Genomic DNA, 20,325 nt, shown 5'->3' on the forward strand with positions numbered 1-20,325 from the left:
CTAATTACAGGTCCCGAAGTAGTCAGTAATTACTTACATACTTATTTACAGAGGGAGGCTTTTTTCGGACTGAAGTTATAAATCATGACGCCGCCATTTTTTAGCAGACCTGATTTTAGCTCATCTAGATATAAAGGACGCCCGCCCAATTCTTCGCGACCACCTCTATCAGAATCAAATGTCCCAGCGACTCCCAGGCAGCCTGCGGTCTCCGCATAAGGGCTCCAGCCGTGCAGTAATACGCCACGACCATGGATGTCTTTATTGCCGGATTCCAGGCCTAACAATTCAACGCCATCATTAATATTACCTGCACGAGGCGGGGAGTAGGAGCGGGTGACAATGGCACCGTTAGGTGTGGTTTTGGAACCGTTGCCAGAGCCAAACCCATTGACGCCGCGAGAAACGGGAATTGGATTTTTTTGCAAAACCTGAGTCAACTGCCCTTCGGAATTAAAGAAGTACATTTTTCCGGTTAACTCACCATTTTTAAAGTCATTAAATATAAAGGTGTCTGAAGTAACTTTTCCAGTGGCCTTGTTGATTTTATGGGCTTCCAGCGCTTGTTGAAGGCCGCACTGAAACAGGCGATTGTACCTAAGCTCCGGTGGCAACTCGGTACAGGCATTTTGCTGTCCGTTAAGTGCGCGATTGGTGCCTGTAACTTTTTCGCTTAATACGGCCGCTGATGCTGCTTTAGGGTCTGTATTATCAATTGCAGGTGTAACCAGGGATTTCACTTCGCCCATGCCAAACAAATCGCGAAGCCAGTCAAAAAAGTTAAACTTACTGGATTGGTAAACAGCGGTATCTTCCGTCAATGTACATGTGCCTTTGGTGATACAGCTTTGATCGTTTGCAGAGAACGCGGATTTGGAAGCCACCAGTTGATTATCTTTTGCCAGACTTTGCAATGTCGTCAGGTCCGCGGACTTCGTGGTGCTATTAACAGAATTAACATAAACAACTGAATCATTCGGAACAGTCTGCATTCCCGTCGGTGACGAACTATCCAGTTTGCTTGGATTGAAAAAGCCATTCTTGGGTTTAGTTGCCGTTGTGGTGATCTGTGAGCCTTTGGGAATTGCACCCAAAGGTTGCAGGGCACGATACTCATCGGCAAGTGCTTGTGCACTTAACAAAAAAATGAAGATGAACGCGATGGATTTCATAGTTTTTGTCCCTTTTCCTATGTAAATCCATCGGTCTTTTTGGAGTGTTTCTTTAGATTTCGGGATCAGTCTGGACCAGTGAGTGTTCGTGGAGCTGGACCAACTGACAGCATCACCAGTTTATTCCGAAGCCCCGAAGGTTCACGCGGATGTCAGATCGTCCTATTAGCTCGAAATCCAGACGCCCATAAAAGGATCCAGTCTGTTTGGGAGCGAATTTTACGACAGCCCGACAGGCCTGTCCTGGCCATAAAACACCGCCGCAGTTTTCAGTGTGACTGAAAGCACGGCCATTGGTTTCAATGTCATCTATATAAAACGGATAGCTGCCATTGTTGCGCAGACGAAACCGTGCTGTCTCGCTTTTGCCTTTTCTGACATAACCAAAGTTGTAGTTATAGGTTTCCAGAACAGTCACTGAATCTTCGGTGATAAGGATTTCACCGTCGACGGCGGAATCATCTAGAACTTCCATTTCTTCAGCAAAAACGGGAACAGTCAGAAACAGAGAGCATGCAAATAACAAAATCGCTTTCACAAGGACCCCCTTTTTTATCCATACTGAGGAGTCGAAAGCGGACGGGCAAAGTGTAATTTTGAAACCGGACGGGATCCAGTGTGGACTGAAAATAAAAAAAAGCCGCTGAGTTGAAGCAGCGGCTCTTTTGACCAGCAATTTTCGTGAGAAAATTATTGTTGGATTTTACCAGTAACCTGGAAGTGCAAACCTACAGTTGTTGCACCAGCGCCGCATTGAAGAGCAGCGTCAGAAGCTGGAACGTAGATCGCTGCGCGACCGTGAAGGTATTTGTAGTTGTTGAATTTCAAAGAAGCATCAAGGAATGCTTTACCGTTAGCGCAAGCAGAAGTGCCTTCGATTGCGTAAGCGCGAGAGTCAACCAGTTGAGCTGTTTTGTTAACGTTGTCAGCAAGTACCAATGCAGAGTATTTGCAAACAGAACCTTCTTCAGAGAATGTACCTTTGATCAAAAGATTATCCAAAGAGTAGTCGGTAGTCGCCGTCGCCAATTGAACATTGTAAGCCGCGAAGTCAGCTGGGATAGTTTGTGTTTGAGTGTTGCCATCGTCACAAACGAAAGCTGTGAATTTAGACATCCAACGCTCACCTGGAAGAGTCAAATCTTCGTTTGGTGCTGCAAAAGCAGAAGAAAGAGACAAAGTAGCTAGCAATACTAGAACTGATTTCATGTAGATCCTCCTAAAGGATTAGTTAATAAGGTGGAGCTGTTTTACCAAGAAGATTAAAAAGGGCAAGAAAACCACCAAAATTAAACTTTTGGTTTTCAATGCCTTTTCAACTCGCTTGCTTTAGGGGGATTTTGTGTATTTTGACGCTTTACAAAAGTTAATTTAAGACCCTAATTGTCGTGACATACATCAATTCACAGGCTCCAGCTCCGCGATCATCGCGGCTGAGCGACGTTCTCCACTCTCCGCCGTTTTTACTGCTGACGACAACCAGGCTGCCATTTAATTCGATCAGATTTCCTTCACGAAGCGTGAAAAGCAGATCCTTGACCATGGCATTTGCCGGTATCAAGTGAACATTGGCACTGTGACGTAGGATCTCTGTTTCTGCAATGGGGGGATTTTTCCATCGGACATGGTAGTAGCGCAAAGACTGACCGATACTAAGTTCATTCAGCACCCGGGAATCTGACATCGGCCCCCAGCCCAGCGCTAAATCGATGGGGGAAATAGCGGCCCCAGGATCAAACCAATATCGGTTCGTGGATAAGACACGGGCGCGTATCTTATAGTGAGCCATGGGTTCTGCGACACCAGAATCAAAAATGATGGCCCGGCGCTGGTCTTCAGGAATGAGCTCTTGAAAAGGAGCCTCAGGAATTAAGACTCCATCCGCGACGGGAACAGGACGGTTCTTCCAGTAAAGGAAAGCGCCGATCAGAACTGCTCCCAGGATGATGTTTTTCCGATTCAATTGCGGCATTTCTTTATTTTGATTTTAAAAGGCGAGCTTTTCAAGTTTTTGTCCATAAGACTGGTACAGCTGTGGCCTCTTGGGCCAGGATGAGATATTATAAGTGTATGAATTTGAACACTGCTTTACTACTGATCGACGTCCAATCAAAAATGTTTGCACCTTTTAAGCCGGTCCATGCATCCGAAGACCTTCTGGAAAACCTTCAGAAGCTATTGCGCTTGACGCGGGCTTCGGGGACGCCGGTGATTTTCGTTCAGAATAACGGGCAAGCCGGGGATCTTGATGAAACCAGAACAGAAGGCTGGATGTTGCATCCGGAAATGGAAATCCAAGGCGGGGACTTGATTGTGCAAAAGACCCTGCATGACCCGTTTACCGGCACTGAGCTGCATAGTGTTCTGCAAAAAAAAGGAATCAAAAAGTTGATCATCGCCGGAATGCAGTCGGAAACCTGTATTGCGGCCACTTGTCGCAAAGCTCACGAATTGGGCTACGGCGTGACCTTGGTTAGTGACTCGCACAGTACCTACGCAACCGGTGGCAAGTCCGCTGAGGAAATCATTCAGGGCATCAACGCCGAAATGAAGGAACTTGTCAGCCTGTGGCGGGTTTCTGACGTGGAATTCTAATATTCATAAACTGCGCCCGACATGTGGTGATAAGTCACATCACTCTTAGTCTGAACTTCGGACCTTCTTTAATTCATTTGCTGCGTATTCGCTCTTTAATTTTTCATGGCATTTGCTATGAGGCTTTAGAACTATGTCTCAACGCTCTGTTCGCCATTACAAATGCCCCCATTGTGGGAGTCCTGACTTCGTGGGGAGAGGACACTTTTATAAGCGCTCCACGAAAACCTACATTCCTCGCTACAACTGTAAGAGTTGTAAAAGGTCGTTCTCAACCAGAACGACATCCTCCACTTTTAAACAAAAGCGTACGGATTTAAATTACCCGATCGCCAAACTCTACACTTCAGGCGTGGCTTTAAGACAGATCGCCAGAGTTTTGGATTGTAATTACAAAACTGTGTTTAAGAAATTCATTTGGATGGGATTAAGAGCTAAGAACTCTCATCACCAGCAGGATTTAGCTTCTGAGACCCTATTGTTTGATGAGTCTGAAACCATTGAGCACACCAAGCTTAAACCCCTGACTATCGCAGTAGCAGTCAATGAACACTATAAAATCCTTGGTATCAAAGTAGGCACTATCCCAGCCAAAGGGAAAACCGCATCCATATCCCGTAAAAAATACGGGTATAGAGAAAACCAATCCCTCTCGAAAACCACTGAACTTCTCTCTGACATAAGCTCTCAGATTTCCCAACCTTTTAAACTCATCAAATCTGATGCAAAACCCTCTTACAAGAATGTCGTAAAAACCATATTCCCTGAGAGCACCTACCAGCAGTTTATTGCAGAAGAACACAAAGAAAAGCGCCGAGAACAAAAATACCTAAAAACCGAAAAACATGTTTTCGATCCTCTTTTTGAGGTGAATCACATCTGCGCAAGACTCCGCGATCATATCAAGCGCCTCGCCAGAAGAAGCTGGTGTACAACCAAGCGCAAAGAAAATCTTGAACTAAATCTCTATCTCTACATTGCGGTAAAAAACGGATACGACTTCCTGTAGTCTTGTTGATCACTGAATTTGGCTGAGGAGGCTGGGTTTTGCTGGCCAGAGAGAGGCCTCCAGGGGCGCACGATGCGCGAACCCGCCAAAGGCGGGCCCTGGTGAAGCACGATGCTGTGCCGAACGGAGCGCCAGTGAAGCCCAGCCTCTTCAGGCAAATCCTAGTGCAGTCACCACACTACTGGATCAGTTCCTAGTATTCAAAATCGATTAGATTTTTAAAGTAAGCCGGCACCCGGGCTTTGAAGCTTATTCTTTTACCGCTGTGCGGGTGATTGAATTCAAGTTCTGCCGAGTGCAGGAATAGATTTTTAAACGGGGATTGGGGTTTGCCGTACTTGGTGTCGCCCACAACCGCATGACCCAGTTCTGCCATGTGCACGCGAATTTGATTCTTTTTTCCGGTCAGAAGATTGATTTTCAATAGACTGAATTTGTCAGTCTCTTTCATGACCGTATATTCCGTGACGGCAAGTTTGCCGTCATCAGAATTCTGGCTGGAATGAACGACGTAGTCTTCGTCCTCACTCAAATAACTTTGAATGGTGCCGGATTTTTTATCCAGTTTGCCATGCACAATCGTGTAGTAGGTTTTGTTGAAAGATTTCCAGTTGTCTTTAAGCTTATTCATGACCTCTTCGGTCTTTGCAAAAATCAAAACACCGGATGTCGCCTGATCCAGGCGATGAACCACGTGAACCACTTTGGTGGAGCGGGGATTGCCCTTGCGCACGTACTGGTTCAGCAGGCCGTGGACTGTGTTTTCGCGCTCCCATTTTGCGGCAACCGTCAAAATGCCGGGTGATTTGCTACCCACAATAATATCCAAATCATCATGGAGGATTTCAAAGCCTTTGGGTTGGTATTTCTTTGGGATCTTTTTTGACGTCGACATGAGCTCATTGTTAACAGGTCTTGCCTCTGAAGTGTAGATACATTGGGCGAATAGTTGGGGGTCTTGTAAAAAGGGATGATCAAACTTTGGACAGGGCTGGTTTTTTTGAGTTTTTCGAGGGGATCCTCTAATATGCGCCCATAAAGCTTGGAGGCTCCATGAAGCGTTTATTGGCTCTGTCTTTTGCATTACTTTCCTTCAATTCAGCGTTCGCTCAAACGGGTGACGAAGTAACGGCTCTATTGGGCCCGGTTCCTTCAGACCAGGAATTGATCCAGCTTCAGGAAAAGGAATCTGTACAAAGACGTATTGAAATGGGTATGTGGGATAACTTTAATGCCTGCAAATACGGTATCAGAGTTCCTGATAAAGTGACCAGAGGCACCATTGCTTTGACGTTTGATGATGGTCCAAATCCCAAAACCACTCCGGTTATTCTGGACACTCTGAAAAAGCACGGAGCGAAAGCCACGTTCTTCGTGTTGGGTGGTAAAATTGCAGGCAACGAGACCCTGATTCGTCGTATTTTGAACGAAGGTCATCACATCGCAAATCACTCCTGGAATCATCCTAACTTTCATACCTTGTCTGTTGTTGATGCGAAAAACCAGATCTATCAAACTGACAAAGCACTTCGCCAGTTCGTAACGCCAAACTATCTTCGTTACCCTTATGGGAACTCCACATGTTCTGCGAACGAATATGCTAACTCACTTGGTTATAATATCGTGGGTTGGAATATCGATACGTGTGACTGGGCTTTTGCAAACACAGGCCGAGTTTCTGATTCCTCCAATAAAACGTGCCAGGCTCCAGCCAGCTTGCGTGCGGATTACGCGGGTTATGTGAACCACGTGGTGGCACAAACCAATGGTGGCGTGTTGTTGATGCATGATATTCATGCGAATACGGCAAACAGCCTGGACCGCATGATGACGATGCTTGAAAAGCAGGGTTATCGTTTTGTGGATCTTGCTGATACAAATTTATTTCCGAAATTGAACGAATACTAATTCGCTTCAATAAGACGGTGGGAAACTAAAAGGAGGACCAAAAGTCCTCCTTTTTTATGCCCGGAGTTTTATGGCGGCGTGGCCAGCAGGGGAGTCGCCAGGATACGGCGCTTATAAGCGTCCTGCATCAGCAGTCCCAATGGCGTGATTTTCAAATAGAATGCCTTGCCGCGATTTCCGGGTTTGACTCCCGGTAAATCCAACCCTGACGTGGAGATCGGTACAAAGATCTTTTGTACATCGTGAGCTGCATAAACTTCTGTCACTTCAGCCGTGGCATCGTTCGCCAGGAAGTAGCTCCACCCAGTGGAGTTGTCATGAACCGCATCGATCCAGGTTTTTCCTGTTGGGTAATTCGTAAATGTGGTCAGGTCATGCACCAGATGAATCTTCGGGGAGGCAGGACTCGTCTTGGCAGTCACTTGCAGCACGCGGCCTTCGTCAAAAACCAGAAGCTCACCGGTGGAGTCTTCCTGCATACCAAAAATTCGGGCAAATCCCACGCCCAAAGCATCGGCTCCATTGGTGAAAGTCGTGGCGGCCACGGCTCCTGTTTTACCAGCAATGGCCACGACCGAGTTTGTTGAGGTCGAAGCGAGCGAGCGGTAGATCGCCAAGTTTGAAGTGTAGGTGTTGTTGCTATAGCCCACGAAATAAAAATTTGTGTCAGCCATGTAGGTCGCTGTGGAACCCCAATCCCAAATTAAATTTGACCCGCGATTGAAGGCGGTTCCCAATGTCGGCGCAGTGCCGGAGAGGCCTGTGTGCATGCTGATCTCGCTGTCAAGATCGGCATCTGTGGCGTCGGGCCACAACGCCGGTGACAGATTCACGCCTTCCCACTTGTAGCCACCCGTGGATCCCGTGTTCATCAGGATTTTGCTGCCATCATTGCTTAGCTCTAAAGAACCATAGGTGTTCAACAATGAACTAAGAATTGACGGATAAGACGTATCGGTTTGTGAAATGAACGGAGTGCCAGGAGTTGTTGTGGTGTCCACCTTCATACGGCGTAAATGACGAATCCCACGAGTGTAAAGATAATTGTTGGTGGAATCATAGGCAATACCTGCGATGGAGGTGAATGCCACCAGCGATGGATCGTTGCCATTGCCGTAAGTCAGGAAGGGTGTTCCGCCAATCTTATTGGCAGACCAAGCCGAAGTGTATTTGATCTCAAATAATTCATTCGTATCGCGCGAGACCACGTAGACAGAGTTTTCAGAGCCTCCCATAGTGGCCTGGAATTCTGTGATTTCAAATGCTGGAAGATCTATATAGGAACCGCCGTAGTTTCCTGTTGTCGTATCCACAAAGGCTACGCGATTACCGCTGCGCACATTGAGCATACAGAAATATTTGGAAGTGTCGCTGCCAAGGTACACCACGCGGGAGCACGGATTACTCACTGCTGCCGAAGCGGAAGAAACCACCCATTTGCCCGTGCCTGAATTGTAGTCCATGCTGAATCGGTTCGTGGTGGCAATGCCCGTACGATGATAGATGTATACCCTGCTTCGATCCGGCATGACAGAAATCCAGCCGTTGTATTCCTGCAGACATTTTAATCCAATAGCGTCGCCAACATCACCGATGCTTGGTGTTGTTGATACGCAATCTGGAGTGTTACCGATAATCAGTTTTGGAACGCTGGAGACATTGTTCAGATCAATCTCATAGTATGCTTTCACACGCACTGTCGTCGAGTAATAGGACGGGAAGTAATAGTACCCGGATTTCAAATAAGCATCGTAAACGGGGTTGGAGATCTGGCCACTGTCGTTTCCATTTAGCTGGGGCACGACGCGATTCCAGATGATGCTCTTATCGCTGATTTTTATCCGGGTGATGGTGTTGCAAGGGCCGGAAACGATGGTCATTTCACCATTGGTGATATCGATAATTCTGGGAAGATTGAATTGAGCCACAGTACTGGTTGGACAACCTTCCATACTTCTGTCGCCCAACCATTCGCTGACGATGCCGGTCTGGCGATCCATTTTCATGATGGCGTGGCGCAGTCGGGAACCGTAGTACAAATTAGAATTCCCATCGGCAAAGACACCGTTTGAGCTTGAGATATCAGCGGCACTAATATGAACCCCATATTCCAGGTTACCCGGGTCACCCACTAAAATCTGCCAGCTTGAGTTTTGAAGTGCTGACAGGGCTGTCGTGATGACACCCCCTTCGGTTTTGCAGGCTACCAGAACACGAATGGGAGTGCTGGCAGAAATAGCCTGACCACGCGGAGTAGTTGCAGGGATCGTCCAGTTGTAAGTTCCTGAGGCCGCCAATGCGGTCTCAGTACTGTCAGTGATTTTGAAATAACTAAGACCGTCATCGATTGTATACTGGATGCTGGAAATAGGATTGCTTGCTAGATCAATTTGCGCGTCGGTACTTGTGCAATTCCAAGTGATCGGCATGACTTGGGCTGGAAGGTAAGTGCCAGAGCCAGTAGGAGAAGTGACTTTGATTGTTGGAGGTGTGCCCAGTTCCAGGTTGATATTGTCAGAGACACTTACTGACATTATTCCCGCATTGTTTTTAACCTGGCTCCAGACCACCTGATTACCCGGTGAGGAGCTAAGGACGTAACTCATACCAGTTGCAGAGTAGGGAACCCAGCCAACTCCATTATCGACGTCAGGATCAAATTGCGTTGTCCCATAGCGCATCCATGCTGTAACTGAAGTTGAAGGTGTGATCGTCAGCATGGCGTTCACAGAAGAAATACTGACAACAGCAGCCCCATCAGCCAGCGCGAATGAGGTGATAAGTGGTCTTTGTGATTCGATGATCAAGTCTTTAATAATGCTCGTTTGATTTCCTGCTGCATCCGTTGTCGTTGCGCGCAGTTTGGCTGTGGTTAAAACCAAAGGCGTCGACCAAGAGTAATTAAAATTGTAATTGCTGGCACTGGTTGCAGGCATGGCCTGCGTGGAAAGTGCTGACCAGGTCACACCAGCATCGGAGCTGAATTCCAAAAGTGTATTCTGGGATACGGAAGTGTGAATATCACTGACTCTCCAAGTAACCGTTTCAGTTCTGTTGACTCGTAAATCTGTCGTCGGCGCAATCCACGCCATGACAGGTGGAGTGACATCCAGAATGACCGAAGTGGTTCCTGCGGTTGCGGAAATATTTCCAGCAGAGTCTTTGGCCCAGACGCGAAGGGTGTGTGTGCCTTCACCAGTGATCGTAAAGTTATAAACCAGTGGCGTGGCGCAGGCCACCCAGTCCGAACTGCCAACCGCAGGAGAACCCACGGCTTCGGTGACAAGTATCATTGCCGTATCGGTGCAGTTCGCGACAGAAAAACCAACAACAGGGTTGTTGGTGATAGCAGCAGTGGTCAATGTCACTGATGGTGCAGCTGGGGGAGTGTTGTCGTAGATGAAGGCTGCTGGTGTGGTGGTTGCGGGATTGCCAGCGGCGTCTTCTCCATAAAGGCGCAAATAACCGGAAGCTGATGGCGTGTACCCGGTGTAAGGGGAAGCCGCCGCGGTCAGTGTTGCAACATCACTGTATGTGACATTATCAGCAGAGTATTGAAGAGTTAATTCGGCAACTCCTGAAGTTACATCAGATGCGGAGAAGGTCAAACTCATGGCGCCGCCTGAAATCGCCGGGACCCCGGATAGACTCAACGTTGGAGGTGTCATATCCAAAGTGACATTCACGGAAGTCGCAAGTGAAGAAATATTTCCTGCGGCATCCTTGGTCCAAAGATAAACAGTTTTACTGCCGTCACCCAAGGACAAGTTATAGTTGGCACTTTGAGAAGTGTTGGTGCTGCAAGTTCCAGAGAAAGCAGCAGATGAAACTCCAGCTGAAGTGGCACTTTCTGAAATCGCGAAGGTCGAAAAAGTATCACAGTTGACGAGGGCCGCGCCGGTGTTAAGAGCCAAAGTGACTGCGGTCGAGTTTGTCACGGCAGGCGTGGATAAAGTCACGGCTGGTGAAAGGGCTGGGAATGAATTGAGTATATTAATATAGATAGCGTGCTCAAGAACTGCGTAACCCGCATCAATGGTGCCACCACCATCATCTGTTCCGACTTTTAAAACCAGTGTGTTTGCGCCTTGAGTGTTTTTTCCCGGAGTAAAAGAGTAAGAAGCCAGCGTGCCATCGGAGTTGCCATTTAGAATCCACTCGTAAGCAGGTGTATAGCTGCCATACCAATGCGATACCGTAACAGTGTGAGCAGCGGCACTCATTTCGTTGTAGCTAGCCGGTGCGGTCAGTGTATTAATTGAAGGAGGTACCAAAGCCACAAAGTCTGATACGGCATTCAAATTCAGAGCTGCCACCAATTGATTTCGCTGTGTTGTTCCGCTGACGGCAACCAGGTTGTCATAAACCTCGGACAGTGATTCGGAAGTATCCACTGCGGGAACTGCGTTCACGGTGGAAATTAAAGCTTCAATTTGTTCGTTATTAAAAGACTGCAGGGATCTGATACCTGGTAGTTGAACGTAGGGAATAAGGCCCACCAAGCTAGAAGCATAGGTGATGTCCTGATCACCAAGCCCTGTCACGGGTCGCGAAAGTTTCTTGCCGCAGGTGTCGGCTTTCAGGATGAATTTATCACTTGCTGATGGAGGCGCAATACCCGGGAAGCTAAAGCCAAAGGAAGAATCCATAGTGGTTGTAGCCAGTGCGGTTTCATTCACTGAGCCATCTGAATTCAAACTATGCAGACTGATTATACGATCACCAGCAGGGCAAGGTGCCGCCGATGTGATACCTAGCATGAAAACCTTTCCGGATAGGACGGAAGTGGAGTCTTGCCAGATGTTTAGTTCGATACTGCACGCGGTAAGCATCAGGTATATGAGTGCACTCAGATATTTGAATATCTGTAGTACCGAATTCCTGAATAAAATTACCGGATTCCAAACGTGCATACTTAGACTTATCGGCTGAACATGAGCAAAACACAGAGAGAAACGTTAAGAAACTTTGATAAGTGACTTCAAATCATAAATTGGAAATTTGTTTTGAGACACCGTACGATTTCAAATTGCTATTTTTGTTTTATATTTCAAATCAGATCGGAGGAGTTGAATATGAGTGTGAGAAATGTCGTATTGGTATCACTGCTTGCAGTGACGGCGGCTGTGGTAACACGAAAATTTTTGTTTGAGGAAAAGAAGAAAGTGACTCCAAATTCTGACCGATCGACTCCATATGATTTGGATGCGATGGATGATGACTCCTTTCCCGCAAGCGATCCTCCTTCATGGAGTGGTGGTCACTACCACTAGCTACCATAATGAAGGAATAACTATTCCGCTTTACGTGAACAAAGATATTGGGCGTCGGGTTCGTCTTTGCGGCAGGTGTTTTCAACCTCGTCCCAGCAACCCCGGCGTTCCTGACAACGGTCTTTGGCGACTATGTCCTTCATGAAAAAGATAAAGCCTACGGCGCAGATTAATATGAGTACGACGATGATGTCGTTAGTTCGTCTCTTTTTGATACATCAACTCCTGAAAAAACGTACAGTTAGAGCCTTTGCGTCTATACTATCGGCTGGTTCTTCGAAAAAGTTAATGTTTAGAACCCGAATTAAATGCAAATGGAGCCATCCCGTGAAGTTGATCGTTTCTATGGCAGTTGTGCTATTGCTTGCCGCTTGCAGTACCAAGGCCCCTTCCGACCGATACATTATCAATTCCATTAAGACCGCGGACCTGGATAGCTCCAAGTCTATCTCTCGCAATGAGTTCAAAATGTATTTCCAGGGGCGCTTCAGTCAAATCGATGCCGGAGACACGGGGAAGCTACCAGCCAAAAAACTATGCCCAGCGATCCTTGCCGAACGAATTTGTGAAGGTGCGGACGTGAACCAGGATAAGTACATCACGATCGATGAGCTCTATAACCGCCTGGATGGAGAGTTTGACCGGGTTAATAAAGACGGAAAAGGTGACATTTCTTATAAGGAATTTCACGAGGCGCTGCTACCGTAGTGCCAATTTGAAACCGCTCTTTGAGGTGCTTTCGCTCCCTAATTATCAAAGTCTTGCTTATTTAATCATTCTTTTCTAAGACAGAGCTGGCTTCGTGCCCTGTTTAGGAAAAGTTATGTCTTTAGTTTCGTTCGTTTTGGTTTCGTTGATTTCTGTTGCTTCTTTCGCTGCTCAGATCCCTGACTTTTTAAAAAATCCATTTGCTGCGACTATCACTTCAACTTTGGTGACTGCCGAAAGTGCTTCGTCCTTTCAGCGTGGTCAGGTGACGTTGCTTCCATCCCGTAAGTCAGTTCCATTGATGGAGCGAGCTGTTGATTTCAACTATAGCTTCAGATTGCGCGCAGACGAAAAAGCACCGTTGGTATTCCTGATCCCCGGAACCGGCGGAACTTCTGAATCTGCGGGTGTGTTGTTAATTGCAGAACAACTATTTAAACATGGTTATCACGTGGTGACGGTCGACAATCCATTTTCATGGAGATTTGCGGTTGCCGGCAGCAAAAGCGGTTTGCCGGGCTATACTCCCCAGGACGCTGCTGATCTTTACCTGGCTTTTCAAAAAGTCGCGAAGACTTTGAAGGCGAACCATGGAATTCAACCACAAAGTTATTCCTTGCTGGGTTACTCTTTGGGTGGTTTGCAAAGTTTGTTCATCGGTGAAATCGATCAAAAAGTGCGCGCCTTTGATTTCCAAAGAATTATGGTTATCAATCCACCGGCGAACCTATTGCATGCAGTGGAAAGACTGGATGTGCTGGCTGATGTGAAAAATCAGATGACTCCGCAGCAAAGACAAAGCGTGAACTTCAAAGTGCAGCGTGTGACTGATGCGGTTACCAGCGGCAAAGTCAGTTTGCGTGACCCGATGCAAATGGACAAAGTTTTTAAAAAAGAGCGCTTCACAGATCTTGAGTTGTCATACCTGATTGGCAACGAATTTCATGGCAGTTTGGGCGGGATTATTTTCTCCACTCAGCAAGTTCGTGATTTGGGGATTTTGAAAGTTCCTGCGACCAAATACAAACGCAATGCACGCAATGCCGAGATCTCGAAATATTCTTTTGCGCAGTACATGAGTTTGTTCCTGCTTCCTACCTTGCAGCGCACTCATGGGGCGGACTACACAGTGGAACAATTGAACCATGAAGCCAGTATCTATGGTCTGGCTGACTTGATACGCACCAACGACCGTATCTACATGGTGACAACTGTGGATGATCTTTTCTCCAAGCCTGCTGACATTGCCTGGATGCAAAAGCAATTCGGCCCACGTGCTATGGTGTTACCATTTGGCGGACATTGCGGATTCTATTCCTTGCCAGTTTTCAAAGAACACCTAAAGTCTGTTTTTTGACTTTTATCAGATAGACTGATTCCACGCAGTCACGACCCCGCGTATTAGCTACAATCAAGGCCAGCGAGGTAAGGCTGTGTACGAGATGAGGTTGTGGGTCACAATAGTTTGGGTGGTCGTGCTGCTTTTGGTGGCGGCATTTGTAGGTTACAAATGTGGCAAGCGCTTTGGCGTACCCGACTCCAATTCTTCGTTGATTCCTACATCCATCCTGGGCCTTTTGGCTTTGATCTTGGGCTTTACCTTTTCCATGTCGGTAACTCGATACGAGAATCGTCAAAGATTGGTTTTGGCTGAAGCAAATGCCATTGGCACAACTTACCTGCGAGCTGACTTCCTGCGCTCTCCTCACTCGAAGAATATTAAGAGCTATCTTAAAGAATATGTCGATGTAAGACTTAAGATCCTGCAAAGGTATCCTGATGAGAATGAAAAGACCTTTGTGATGCAGGAGACTGAACGTCTGCAGAATTTGATCTGGGGCGAGACAGTGGCCGCTTCCCGTTTGGAGACTAACGCTCTGACCGGGGCTTTTGTGAGCTCATTGAATGAAGCAATTGATTTGAGTGCAAGCTGGGACTTTGTTCTTAGAAACACGGTTCCCGGGCTGATTTATTTTATGATCATTTGTGTGGCAATCACGGGAACGTTTTTCCTTGGCTATATGAATGGCGCCAATGGTGGCGGTTCTCACGTCGGCATTCTGGCGCTGGCGGTATTATTTGCTCTGGTGATCGCACTTATTGAGGACTTGGACCGTCCTCGCCGGGGTGTCGTTCATGTCAGCCAATCCAGTTTGCTGCAACTCAAGCAGCAAATATCCAAGTGAGGTGTTCCGATGAATCCTTGGCATGATGTCGATATGGGGGAGGACGCACCAGAACTGGTGAATGCTCTGATTGAAATTCCCAGATTTTCCAAAACAAAATTTGAACTGGATAAGAATTCCGGTTTTCTGATGGTGGACCGGGTTCTGTACAGCTCCGTTCATTATCCTGCCAATTACGGGTTTATTCCGCAAAGTTACTGCGGTGATCATGATCCCCTGGATATTTTAGTGTTGGGTCAGGCCGAGGTTTATCCTCTTTCCATTATGCGGGCCCGGCCGATCGGATATATGCATATGATGGATCAAGGGGAGTCAGATGACAAAATCATCGCCGTGCATGCCGATGATCCTGAGATGGTCACAGTGAATTCCATCAACGAACTGGCGCCGCACATACTGAAGGAAATCCGCAATTTTTTTGAGATCTATAAGAACTTGGAAAACAAATCCGTCGAGGTTCGGGATTTTTACGGAAAACCCGAGGCTTGCAAGGTGATCTTGGAAGCCCGGGATTTGTATCAGAAAATGAAAAGCGAACTGATCAAAAAATAAACTAAAACAGCAGGAAGCCGGCCGAGATCACAACTCCGGAATACAGCAGCGTGATCAAACAGAAGCCCATAATGTCACGCGCCCCCAGCCCTGCAATCCCCAAAGCTGGCAACGCCCAGAATGGTTGAATCATATTTGTCCAGGCATCTCCCCAGGCAATGGCCATGGATGTTTTCGCAATAGAAACTCCCAGCTCTTGCGCGGCAGGCAGCATGATCGGGGCTTGCACGGCCCACTGTCCACCACCGGAGGGTACGAAGAAGTTTACGATGCCGGCGGCGATGAAGGTAAAGAAGGGGAACGTGGTTTGAGTTGAAATATCCACGAAGAAGTTCGACATGGCACCGGCGAGCGAAACTCCAGAGTCACCTTTCACCACCATTAAACCCATAATCCCGGCATAAAATGGGAACTGCAGAATGATGCCGCTGGAGCTGGTGGCAGCATTGCGAATAGCGATTAAATATCGACGAGGGGTTCCGTGTAGCAGCACACCCGTGAACAAAAAGATGAAGTTCACGATATTCAGATTCAGATCCAGGCCCTTCGTGAAAAAGTAATTCACGATATAGATCAACGCAATGGCTGCCAACACCAGGGAAACCCATCTGCCATTTTCAATGCGATCCGCCCACGTCCCACCGCTTTCGTCGATGTCCATGTTTTCTTCCACTAACAACTTCGGATCCACGGTGACCACTTCCTCAGCCCGCGGATGCATAAAGCGATTCAGGAAAGGAACTGTCAAAAACAACGCAATCACGATGAACAGATTGTAGGTCGAGAACAAAGTTTCAGAGACGGGGATGGCTCCACTGACGACATTGTTTGAAGCTTTGGCCAATGCGCCATCGGTGGCAATGGTTAGGGGAATGGAACCGGAAAGTCCCCCGTGCCAGATCAGAAATCCCGTGTAGGCAGAGGCAATCAACAAGCGGTAGTCGACATTCTTAACTTTGCGTGCGATTTCTTTCGCAAAAATTGCACCGATCACCAAGCCAAATCCCCAGTTAAACCACGAAGCCGCCAGGGATACGAATGACACCACAAGGATCGCTTGTGAGGGCGTGTGTAGTTTTGAGGCTAGGGCTGACAGTGCTCTGGCACAGGGCCGGGAGTTGGCTAAGGCGTGTCCCAGAACCAACACTAAAATCATCTGCATTGAAAATCCCAGCAGGCTCCAGAATCCCTCATACCATCCATTGATAATCTGCATGGGACCCATGCCGGTCACCGGGAATGCCGCGATGAAAACAATGAAAGTCAGCAGAGCACAGAATATAAATGGATCGGGCAGGTACTCGTTGACGACTTTGACAGATAAGCTGATCAACCTGCGGAAAATTCCATTGCGTGAAGACGTTGTATTCATGGTGCGACCTCTTTCGTGAATAATACTATTAAATAGTTTTGTCCTAGACCTGTCATGCGGGAAGTTGCAGCGGTGGTATTTGCGAATGTTAATTCGCAGGACCAAGTAACACGCGCATCCAAAATGTATCTCATGATTTGATAGACCAATGTGCGATTGAACTATTGCATAGCTCATGTTGCAAAATAAAACCCATAAAACCATTAAAGTAGACCCTCAAACAGCCCGAAGTTTTTCAGACATCAAGATTTATTGAGGAGTCCACCGTGCGAAGCAAAAGTTTAAATTTCAAAATCATGGGTATAGTCGGAGTTATGACCGTGGGCGCTCTGTCGATCACTGGTGTGGGTTACTGGGGCATGGCAAGTTTGAATGAAATTCTGGAACGGGCCACTCAAGTAACGGCGCAAAGAAGTCACAAGGACCATTCATTAAACGCGTTATTTCAGGATCAATTGATTCAAGAACGCAATTATCTGTTGAATCCGTCTGTTGAGGCTCGCCGAGAAGGTAAAACCAAACTTACAGAGGGTGATAAGGCCATTCGCGATATGGTTGAATCCCGCAAAAAAATCTCAGGTCCTGGTGGTTTGAAGGATCTGGCTGAATTTATGGCTCCCTATGAACAATGGGTTCTGCTAAATCGTGAAATTATTAATTTTGTCGATACCGACCGAACCACAGAGGCTGTCGCATTACTGCTGGAGAAAGGTCGTCCCATTCGTATTGCTGCCACCGCAGTGACTGACCGTATGATTGCAAGTGCCGCCGAAGATATGGCTGCTGATAATAAAGAAGCGGAAGTAGAATACGCTCGCGCCCAATCCTTGATGACCGTGGGCGCTGCAGTTTCAATTTTATTGGGTCTTTTAATGTCAGGCCTGGTGCTGCGTGCGATTGGTCGCTCTATTAATCGTGTGATCTCAGACCTTAATTCCAACTCAGCCCAAGTGGGACAGGCTTCGCAACAGATTGCCAGCACATCCTCCCAATTGGCGGAAGCCTCTTCAGAACAAGCCGCTTCACTCGAGGAAACTGTTGCCACGCTTGAAGAGCTGTCTTCAATGATTAAAACAAACGCAGCCAATGCCAATCAAGCCGCCAAGATGTCGGCCGACACTGAGGTGATTGCTGGCAAAGGCGACACGGCGATTAGGAAGCTTAAAGGTTCCATGAATGAAATCTCCAAGGATTCAAAAAAGATCGAGGAGATCATCACAGTTATTGATGATATCGCATTCCAGACAAATCTCTTGGCGCTGAACGCGGCCGTCGAAGCGGCTCGTGCCGGGGAGCAGGGCAAGGGATTTGCAGTTGTGGCAGAAGCCGTTCGTGCGCTCGCGTCCCGCAGTGCCACAGCGGCCAAAGAGATCTCAGATTTGATCAAAGGCAGCGTTGAAAAAATTGAATTGGGTTCCAGTGAAGTAAGCTCCAGTGCGGAAATTCTGCAGGAAATCGTGGCTTCTTCCCATAAAATGACTGGAATCAGTCGTGAGATTGCCTCTGCCAGTGATGAGCAGGCGAACGGTGTTGCCCAAATCGGCAAGGCTATGAATCAGTTGGATCAAGTGACACAAGTGAATGCGGCGACATCTGAAGAGGCCTCGGCGGCCGCGGAAGAGTTGTCAGCACAAGCGGACCAACTGAATCAAATCGTGGGTCTTTTGGTAACGACGATCAAAGGCGGAAGCGCAACTACTGAGGCAAAAGCGGAAGGGACTTCGTTTCATTCTCAGGAGCCGCATTTACCGGCTGAAAGAATTGCTGCCTAATTAGATTGATCTTTGTTTTAACATTGGAAATCATAGAAACATGGATTCACCTGTTAATGATCTCCTTTGGATCGAAGAACTATTGCCGCCGGGGTATGATGCCCATCCCAAACATGGCGGCATGGCTTATTACGTCGATATGAAGCTTGTGATGATTCTGGTTGAGCGTCGCGGGCTTTATGAGCACAAAGGTGTGTCTTATTCTTTTGAGCTTTGGAATGGTGTGATTTTTCCGGTCCTAAAAAAAGCCCAGAATGCCTTTTTCCTGAAGTATCTGTTCTTGGAAAATCATCCGGCCAATAAAGATTGGCTGTATATACCTGCGGACCAGGATGACTTTGAGGATCAGGTAAAGCAGATGATGCGCGAGATCTCGAAGGCAAATCCGCTATTGGGTCTGCCTATTAAAATGGATGCGCCCGATTCAGCCGAAAAATCAGCGACTGCCAAAAAGAAGACAGCAAAGAAAGTTCGCGCCACCAAAAAAAGTGAAAACGCTTACTTTCTTTCCATCGCCAAAAAGCCAAAATAAATCAAACTACGTCTTCGCCGCCAACAAGCAAATCCTCTCTGCCAGTTCATAGGACTTTACAAATGATGGGATTGGCAAAAATTCATACTTTGAATGAAAATTCAAAGCTCCTGTGAAAAAATTGGGAGTCAGAATTCCTTTTGCCGAAAGGGCTGCACCATCAGTGCCTCCGCGCATCGGGATGACTTTGGGTTCGACACCGATTTCTTTAAGTCCCGCAAAAATCAAATCAATCGCCCGGCGGTCTTCGCCCAGGGCGCTGCTAATATTGCTGTAAGTGTCGGTGACTTTGCAGCTGACAGAAGCCGTGGGGTATTTCTTTTGAATCGCAGCCGTAGCCTCGGCAATTTTCTTTTTTCTTACAGCAAAGCTGTTCAAGTCAAAGTCGCGAATTGAAGCAGTCAGCTTGGCTTCTTGTTGAGTGGCTGTCATGCCGTTAAACCAGATGTAACCCTCGCGGCCCGCTGTGTTTTCCGGAGTTTCATTTCGGTCAAACAAGGCCATGAAATCCTGGGCCATCAAAATTGGATTTACCAATACACCTTTAGCGGACATTGGATGGGCCGTGACCCCGGTGAATGTCATATCGGCGGTGGCTGCATTAAAGTTTTCATAAACAACCTCGCCCAACTCACAACAATCAATGGTGTAGGCAAAGTCCACGTCAAAGCGGGACAGATCCATGGCTTTCGCACCCAGAAGTCCGATCTCCTCGTCAGGAACAAAGGCGACTACGATATCGCCGTATTGTTGTTCAAGGGAAAGGTTCGCAAGCAAAGTCATCACAACCGCAACGGCGGCTTTGTTGTCTGCGCCAAGAACACTGGTGCCATCACTGAAAATGACATCTTGATTTTTGTACGGCAGGATTTCCGGGTGTTCCGCTGTGCGAAGCCAGATGTTTTCATTTTTATTCAGACAAACATCCTCCCCAGTGAATTTCAGGATTTGTGGGTGAATGTGCGGACTCAAGCCCACATCAACGGTGTCGATATGAGTGATAAAGCCAATGCGTGGGCCGCCTTTTTTTGTCCCGGGCTTGACCGCCGTGACCGTGGCATTTTGATCGATCACAATGTTTTGCAAACCCAGTGACTTTAGTTCCGAAGCTAACAGCTCGGCCAGCTTTTGTTGTCCGGGAGTGCTGGGAAGTGAAGATACGTTGTCATCACTCTGTGAACTGACGGCAAGATATCTAAAGAAACGTTCCACTAATTGTTTTTCAAGGTTCTGATTCATGTCGATA

General features: G+C 47.3%; 18 protein-coding genes. 10 read left to right on the top strand and 8 right to left on the bottom strand.

Annotated features, from left to right (window positions below; all coding sequences use genetic code 11):
* Positions 1-41: 41 nt before the first annotated feature.
* The 4 genes from ACLVWR_RS10990 to ACLVWR_RS11005 all read right to left on the bottom strand — a co-directional run bounded on the left by ACLVWR_RS10990 (position 42) and on the right by ACLVWR_RS11005 (position 3,135).
* Positions 42-1,172 carry a hypothetical protein gene (locus ACLVWR_RS10990; protein WP_413580700.1) on the bottom strand — a complete coding sequence of 377 codons (1,131 nt, stop codon included), beginning with the start codon at positions 1,170-1,172 and terminating at the stop codon, positions 42-44.
* A 112-nt stretch (positions 1,173-1,284) separates the two neighbouring features.
* Positions 1,285-1,710 carry a DUF1573 domain-containing protein gene (locus tag ACLVWR_RS10995; protein ID WP_413580701.1) on the bottom strand — a complete coding sequence of 142 codons (426 nt, stop codon included), beginning with the start codon at positions 1,708-1,710 and terminating at the stop codon, positions 1,285-1,287.
* Between the two features lie 152 nt (positions 1,711-1,862).
* Complete coding sequence (locus ACLVWR_RS11000) at positions 1,863-2,381, bottom strand: hypothetical protein (protein ID WP_340599206.1); 519 nt, start codon at positions 2,379-2,381, stop codon at positions 1,863-1,865.
* A 157-nt stretch (positions 2,382-2,538) separates the two neighbouring features.
* The gene (locus ACLVWR_RS11005; RefSeq protein WP_413580702.1) at positions 2,539-3,135 is read right to left on the bottom strand and encodes a hypothetical protein; all 597 of its coding nucleotides are present in this window, start codon (positions 3,133-3,135) and stop codon (positions 2,539-2,541) included.
* A gap of 107 nt (positions 3,136-3,242) precedes the next feature.
* Between ACLVWR_RS11005 and ACLVWR_RS11010 the strand changes: the two genes are divergently transcribed.
* On the top strand, positions 3,243-3,767 hold the full coding sequence (locus ACLVWR_RS11010) for a cysteine hydrolase family protein (RefSeq protein ID WP_413580703.1): 525 nt from the start codon (positions 3,243-3,245) through the stop codon (positions 3,765-3,767).
* A gap of 190 nt (positions 3,768-3,957) precedes the next feature.
* Positions 3,958-4,776 carry a hypothetical protein gene (locus tag ACLVWR_RS11015; protein ID WP_413580704.1) on the top strand — a complete coding sequence of 273 codons (819 nt, stop codon included), beginning with the start codon at positions 3,958-3,960 and terminating at the stop codon, positions 4,774-4,776.
* 193 nt (positions 4,777-4,969) lie between these two features.
* Here the strand turns inward: ACLVWR_RS11015 and ACLVWR_RS11020 are convergent, their stop codons facing one another.
* Complete coding sequence (locus ACLVWR_RS11020) at positions 4,970-5,671, bottom strand: RluA family pseudouridine synthase (protein WP_413580705.1); 702 nt, start codon at positions 5,669-5,671, stop codon at positions 4,970-4,972.
* A 158-nt stretch (positions 5,672-5,829) separates the two neighbouring features.
* Between ACLVWR_RS11020 and ACLVWR_RS11025 the strand changes: the two genes are divergently transcribed.
* Positions 5,830-6,684, top strand: coding sequence for a polysaccharide deacetylase family protein (locus tag ACLVWR_RS11025; RefSeq protein WP_413580706.1), 855 nt, complete (start codon positions 5,830-5,832; stop codon positions 6,682-6,684).
* A 68-nt stretch (positions 6,685-6,752) separates the two neighbouring features.
* Here the strand turns inward: ACLVWR_RS11025 and ACLVWR_RS11030 are convergent, their stop codons facing one another.
* Complete coding sequence (locus tag ACLVWR_RS11030) at positions 6,753-11,444, bottom strand: hypothetical protein (RefSeq protein WP_413580707.1); 4,692 nt, start codon at positions 11,442-11,444, stop codon at positions 6,753-6,755.
* A 315-nt stretch (positions 11,445-11,759) separates the two neighbouring features.
* Here ACLVWR_RS11030 and ACLVWR_RS11035 point away from each other — a divergent pair, with 315 nt between their 5' ends.
* The 5 genes from ACLVWR_RS11035 to ACLVWR_RS11055 all read left to right on the top strand — a co-directional run bounded on the left by ACLVWR_RS11035 (position 11,760) and on the right by ACLVWR_RS11055 (position 15,403).
* On the top strand, positions 11,760-11,957 hold the full coding sequence (locus ACLVWR_RS11035; protein ID WP_340599213.1) for a hypothetical protein: 198 nt from the start codon (positions 11,760-11,762) through the stop codon (positions 11,955-11,957).
* A 327-nt stretch (positions 11,958-12,284) separates the two neighbouring features.
* Positions 12,285-12,665 (top strand): hypothetical protein, encoded by a 381-nt coding sequence (locus ACLVWR_RS11040; protein WP_413580708.1) that lies wholly within the window; start codon positions 12,285-12,287, stop codon positions 12,663-12,665.
* A 115-nt stretch (positions 12,666-12,780) separates the two neighbouring features.
* Positions 12,781-14,022, top strand: coding sequence for a hypothetical protein (locus ACLVWR_RS11045; RefSeq protein WP_413580709.1), 1,242 nt, complete (start codon positions 12,781-12,783; stop codon positions 14,020-14,022).
* 91 nt (positions 14,023-14,113) lie between these two features.
* A complete protein-coding gene (locus ACLVWR_RS11050; protein ID WP_413580710.1) occupies positions 14,114-14,851 on the top strand; it encodes a hypothetical protein in 738 nt (245 codons plus the stop codon).
* 9 nt (positions 14,852-14,860) lie between these two features.
* Positions 14,861-15,403, top strand: a complete 543-nt coding sequence (locus ACLVWR_RS11055) for an inorganic diphosphatase (RefSeq protein ID WP_413580711.1) — start codon at positions 14,861-14,863, stop codon at positions 15,401-15,403.
* A gap of 1 nt (position 15,404) precedes the next feature.
* Here ACLVWR_RS11055 and ACLVWR_RS11060 read toward each other — a convergent pair whose 3' ends face one another.
* The gene (locus ACLVWR_RS11060) at positions 15,405-16,775 is read right to left on the bottom strand and encodes a short-chain fatty acid transporter (RefSeq protein ID WP_413580712.1); all 1,371 of its coding nucleotides are present in this window, start codon (positions 16,773-16,775) and stop codon (positions 15,405-15,407) included.
* A 266-nt stretch (positions 16,776-17,041) separates the two neighbouring features.
* On the opposite strand from ACLVWR_RS11060, the gene ACLVWR_RS11065 reads away from it, so the two are divergent.
* Both ACLVWR_RS11065 and ACLVWR_RS11070 read left to right on the top strand, forming a co-directional pair.
* The gene (locus ACLVWR_RS11065) at positions 17,042-18,547 is read left to right on the top strand and encodes a methyl-accepting chemotaxis protein (RefSeq protein WP_413580713.1); all 1,506 of its coding nucleotides are present in this window, start codon (positions 17,042-17,044) and stop codon (positions 18,545-18,547) included.
* Positions 18,548-18,587: 40 nt separating this feature from the next.
* The gene (locus tag ACLVWR_RS11070; RefSeq protein ID WP_413580714.1) at positions 18,588-19,079 is read left to right on the top strand and encodes a hypothetical protein; all 492 of its coding nucleotides are present in this window, start codon (positions 18,588-18,590) and stop codon (positions 19,077-19,079) included.
* Between the two features lie 6 nt (positions 19,080-19,085).
* On the opposite strand, the gene pepT is transcribed toward ACLVWR_RS11070, so the two are convergent.
* A complete protein-coding gene (gene pepT / locus ACLVWR_RS11075; protein WP_413580715.1) occupies positions 19,086-20,318 on the bottom strand; it encodes a peptidase T in 1,233 nt (410 codons plus the stop codon).
* Positions 20,319-20,325 lie beyond the last annotated feature (7 nt).

This window comes from Bdellovibrio sp. HCB288 (genome assembly GCF_047305935.1).
Classification (GTDB): domain Bacteria; phylum Bdellovibrionota; class Bdellovibrionia; order Bdellovibrionales; family Bdellovibrionaceae; genus Bdellovibrio.

What these genes read in the sequence shown, in the direction of transcription:
- ACLVWR_RS11020 (WP_413580705.1), bottom strand. Translation starts at nt 5,671, where the DNA reads ATGTCGACGTCAAAAAAGATCCCAAAGAAATACCAACCCAAAGGCTTT.
- ACLVWR_RS11060 (WP_413580712.1), bottom strand. Translation starts at nt 16,775, where the DNA reads ATGAATACAACGTCTTCACGCAATGGAATTTTCCGCAGGTTGATCAGC.
- ACLVWR_RS11055 (WP_413580711.1), top strand. Translation starts at nt 14,861, where the DNA reads ATGAATCCTTGGCATGATGTCGATATGGGGGAGGACGCACCAGAACTG.
- ACLVWR_RS11045 (WP_413580709.1), top strand. Translation starts at nt 12,781, where the DNA reads ATGTCTTTAGTTTCGTTCGTTTTGGTTTCGTTGATTTCTGTTGCTTCT.
- ACLVWR_RS11000 (WP_340599206.1), bottom strand. Translation starts at nt 2,381, where the DNA reads ATGAAATCAGTTCTAGTATTGCTAGCTACTTTGTCTCTTTCTTCTGCT.
- ACLVWR_RS11010 (WP_413580703.1), top strand. Translation starts at nt 3,243, where the DNA reads ATGAATTTGAACACTGCTTTACTACTGATCGACGTCCAATCAAAAATG.
- pepT (WP_413580715.1), bottom strand. Translation starts at nt 20,318, where the DNA reads ATGAATCAGAACCTTGAAAAACAATTAGTGGAACGTTTCTTTAGATAT.
- ACLVWR_RS11035 (WP_340599213.1), top strand. Translation starts at nt 11,760, where the DNA reads ATGAGTGTGAGAAATGTCGTATTGGTATCACTGCTTGCAGTGACGGCG.
- ACLVWR_RS10990 (WP_413580700.1), bottom strand. Translation starts at nt 1,172, where the DNA reads ATGAAATCCATCGCGTTCATCTTCATTTTTTTGTTAAGTGCACAAGCA.
- ACLVWR_RS11070 (WP_413580714.1), top strand. Translation starts at nt 18,588, where the DNA reads ATGGATTCACCTGTTAATGATCTCCTTTGGATCGAAGAACTATTGCCG.
- ACLVWR_RS11025 (WP_413580706.1), top strand. Translation starts at nt 5,830, where the DNA reads ATGAAGCGTTTATTGGCTCTGTCTTTTGCATTACTTTCCTTCAATTCA.
- ACLVWR_RS11030 (WP_413580707.1), bottom strand. Translation starts at nt 11,444, where the DNA reads ATGCTAGGTATCACATCGGCGGCACCTTGCCCTGCTGGTGATCGTATA.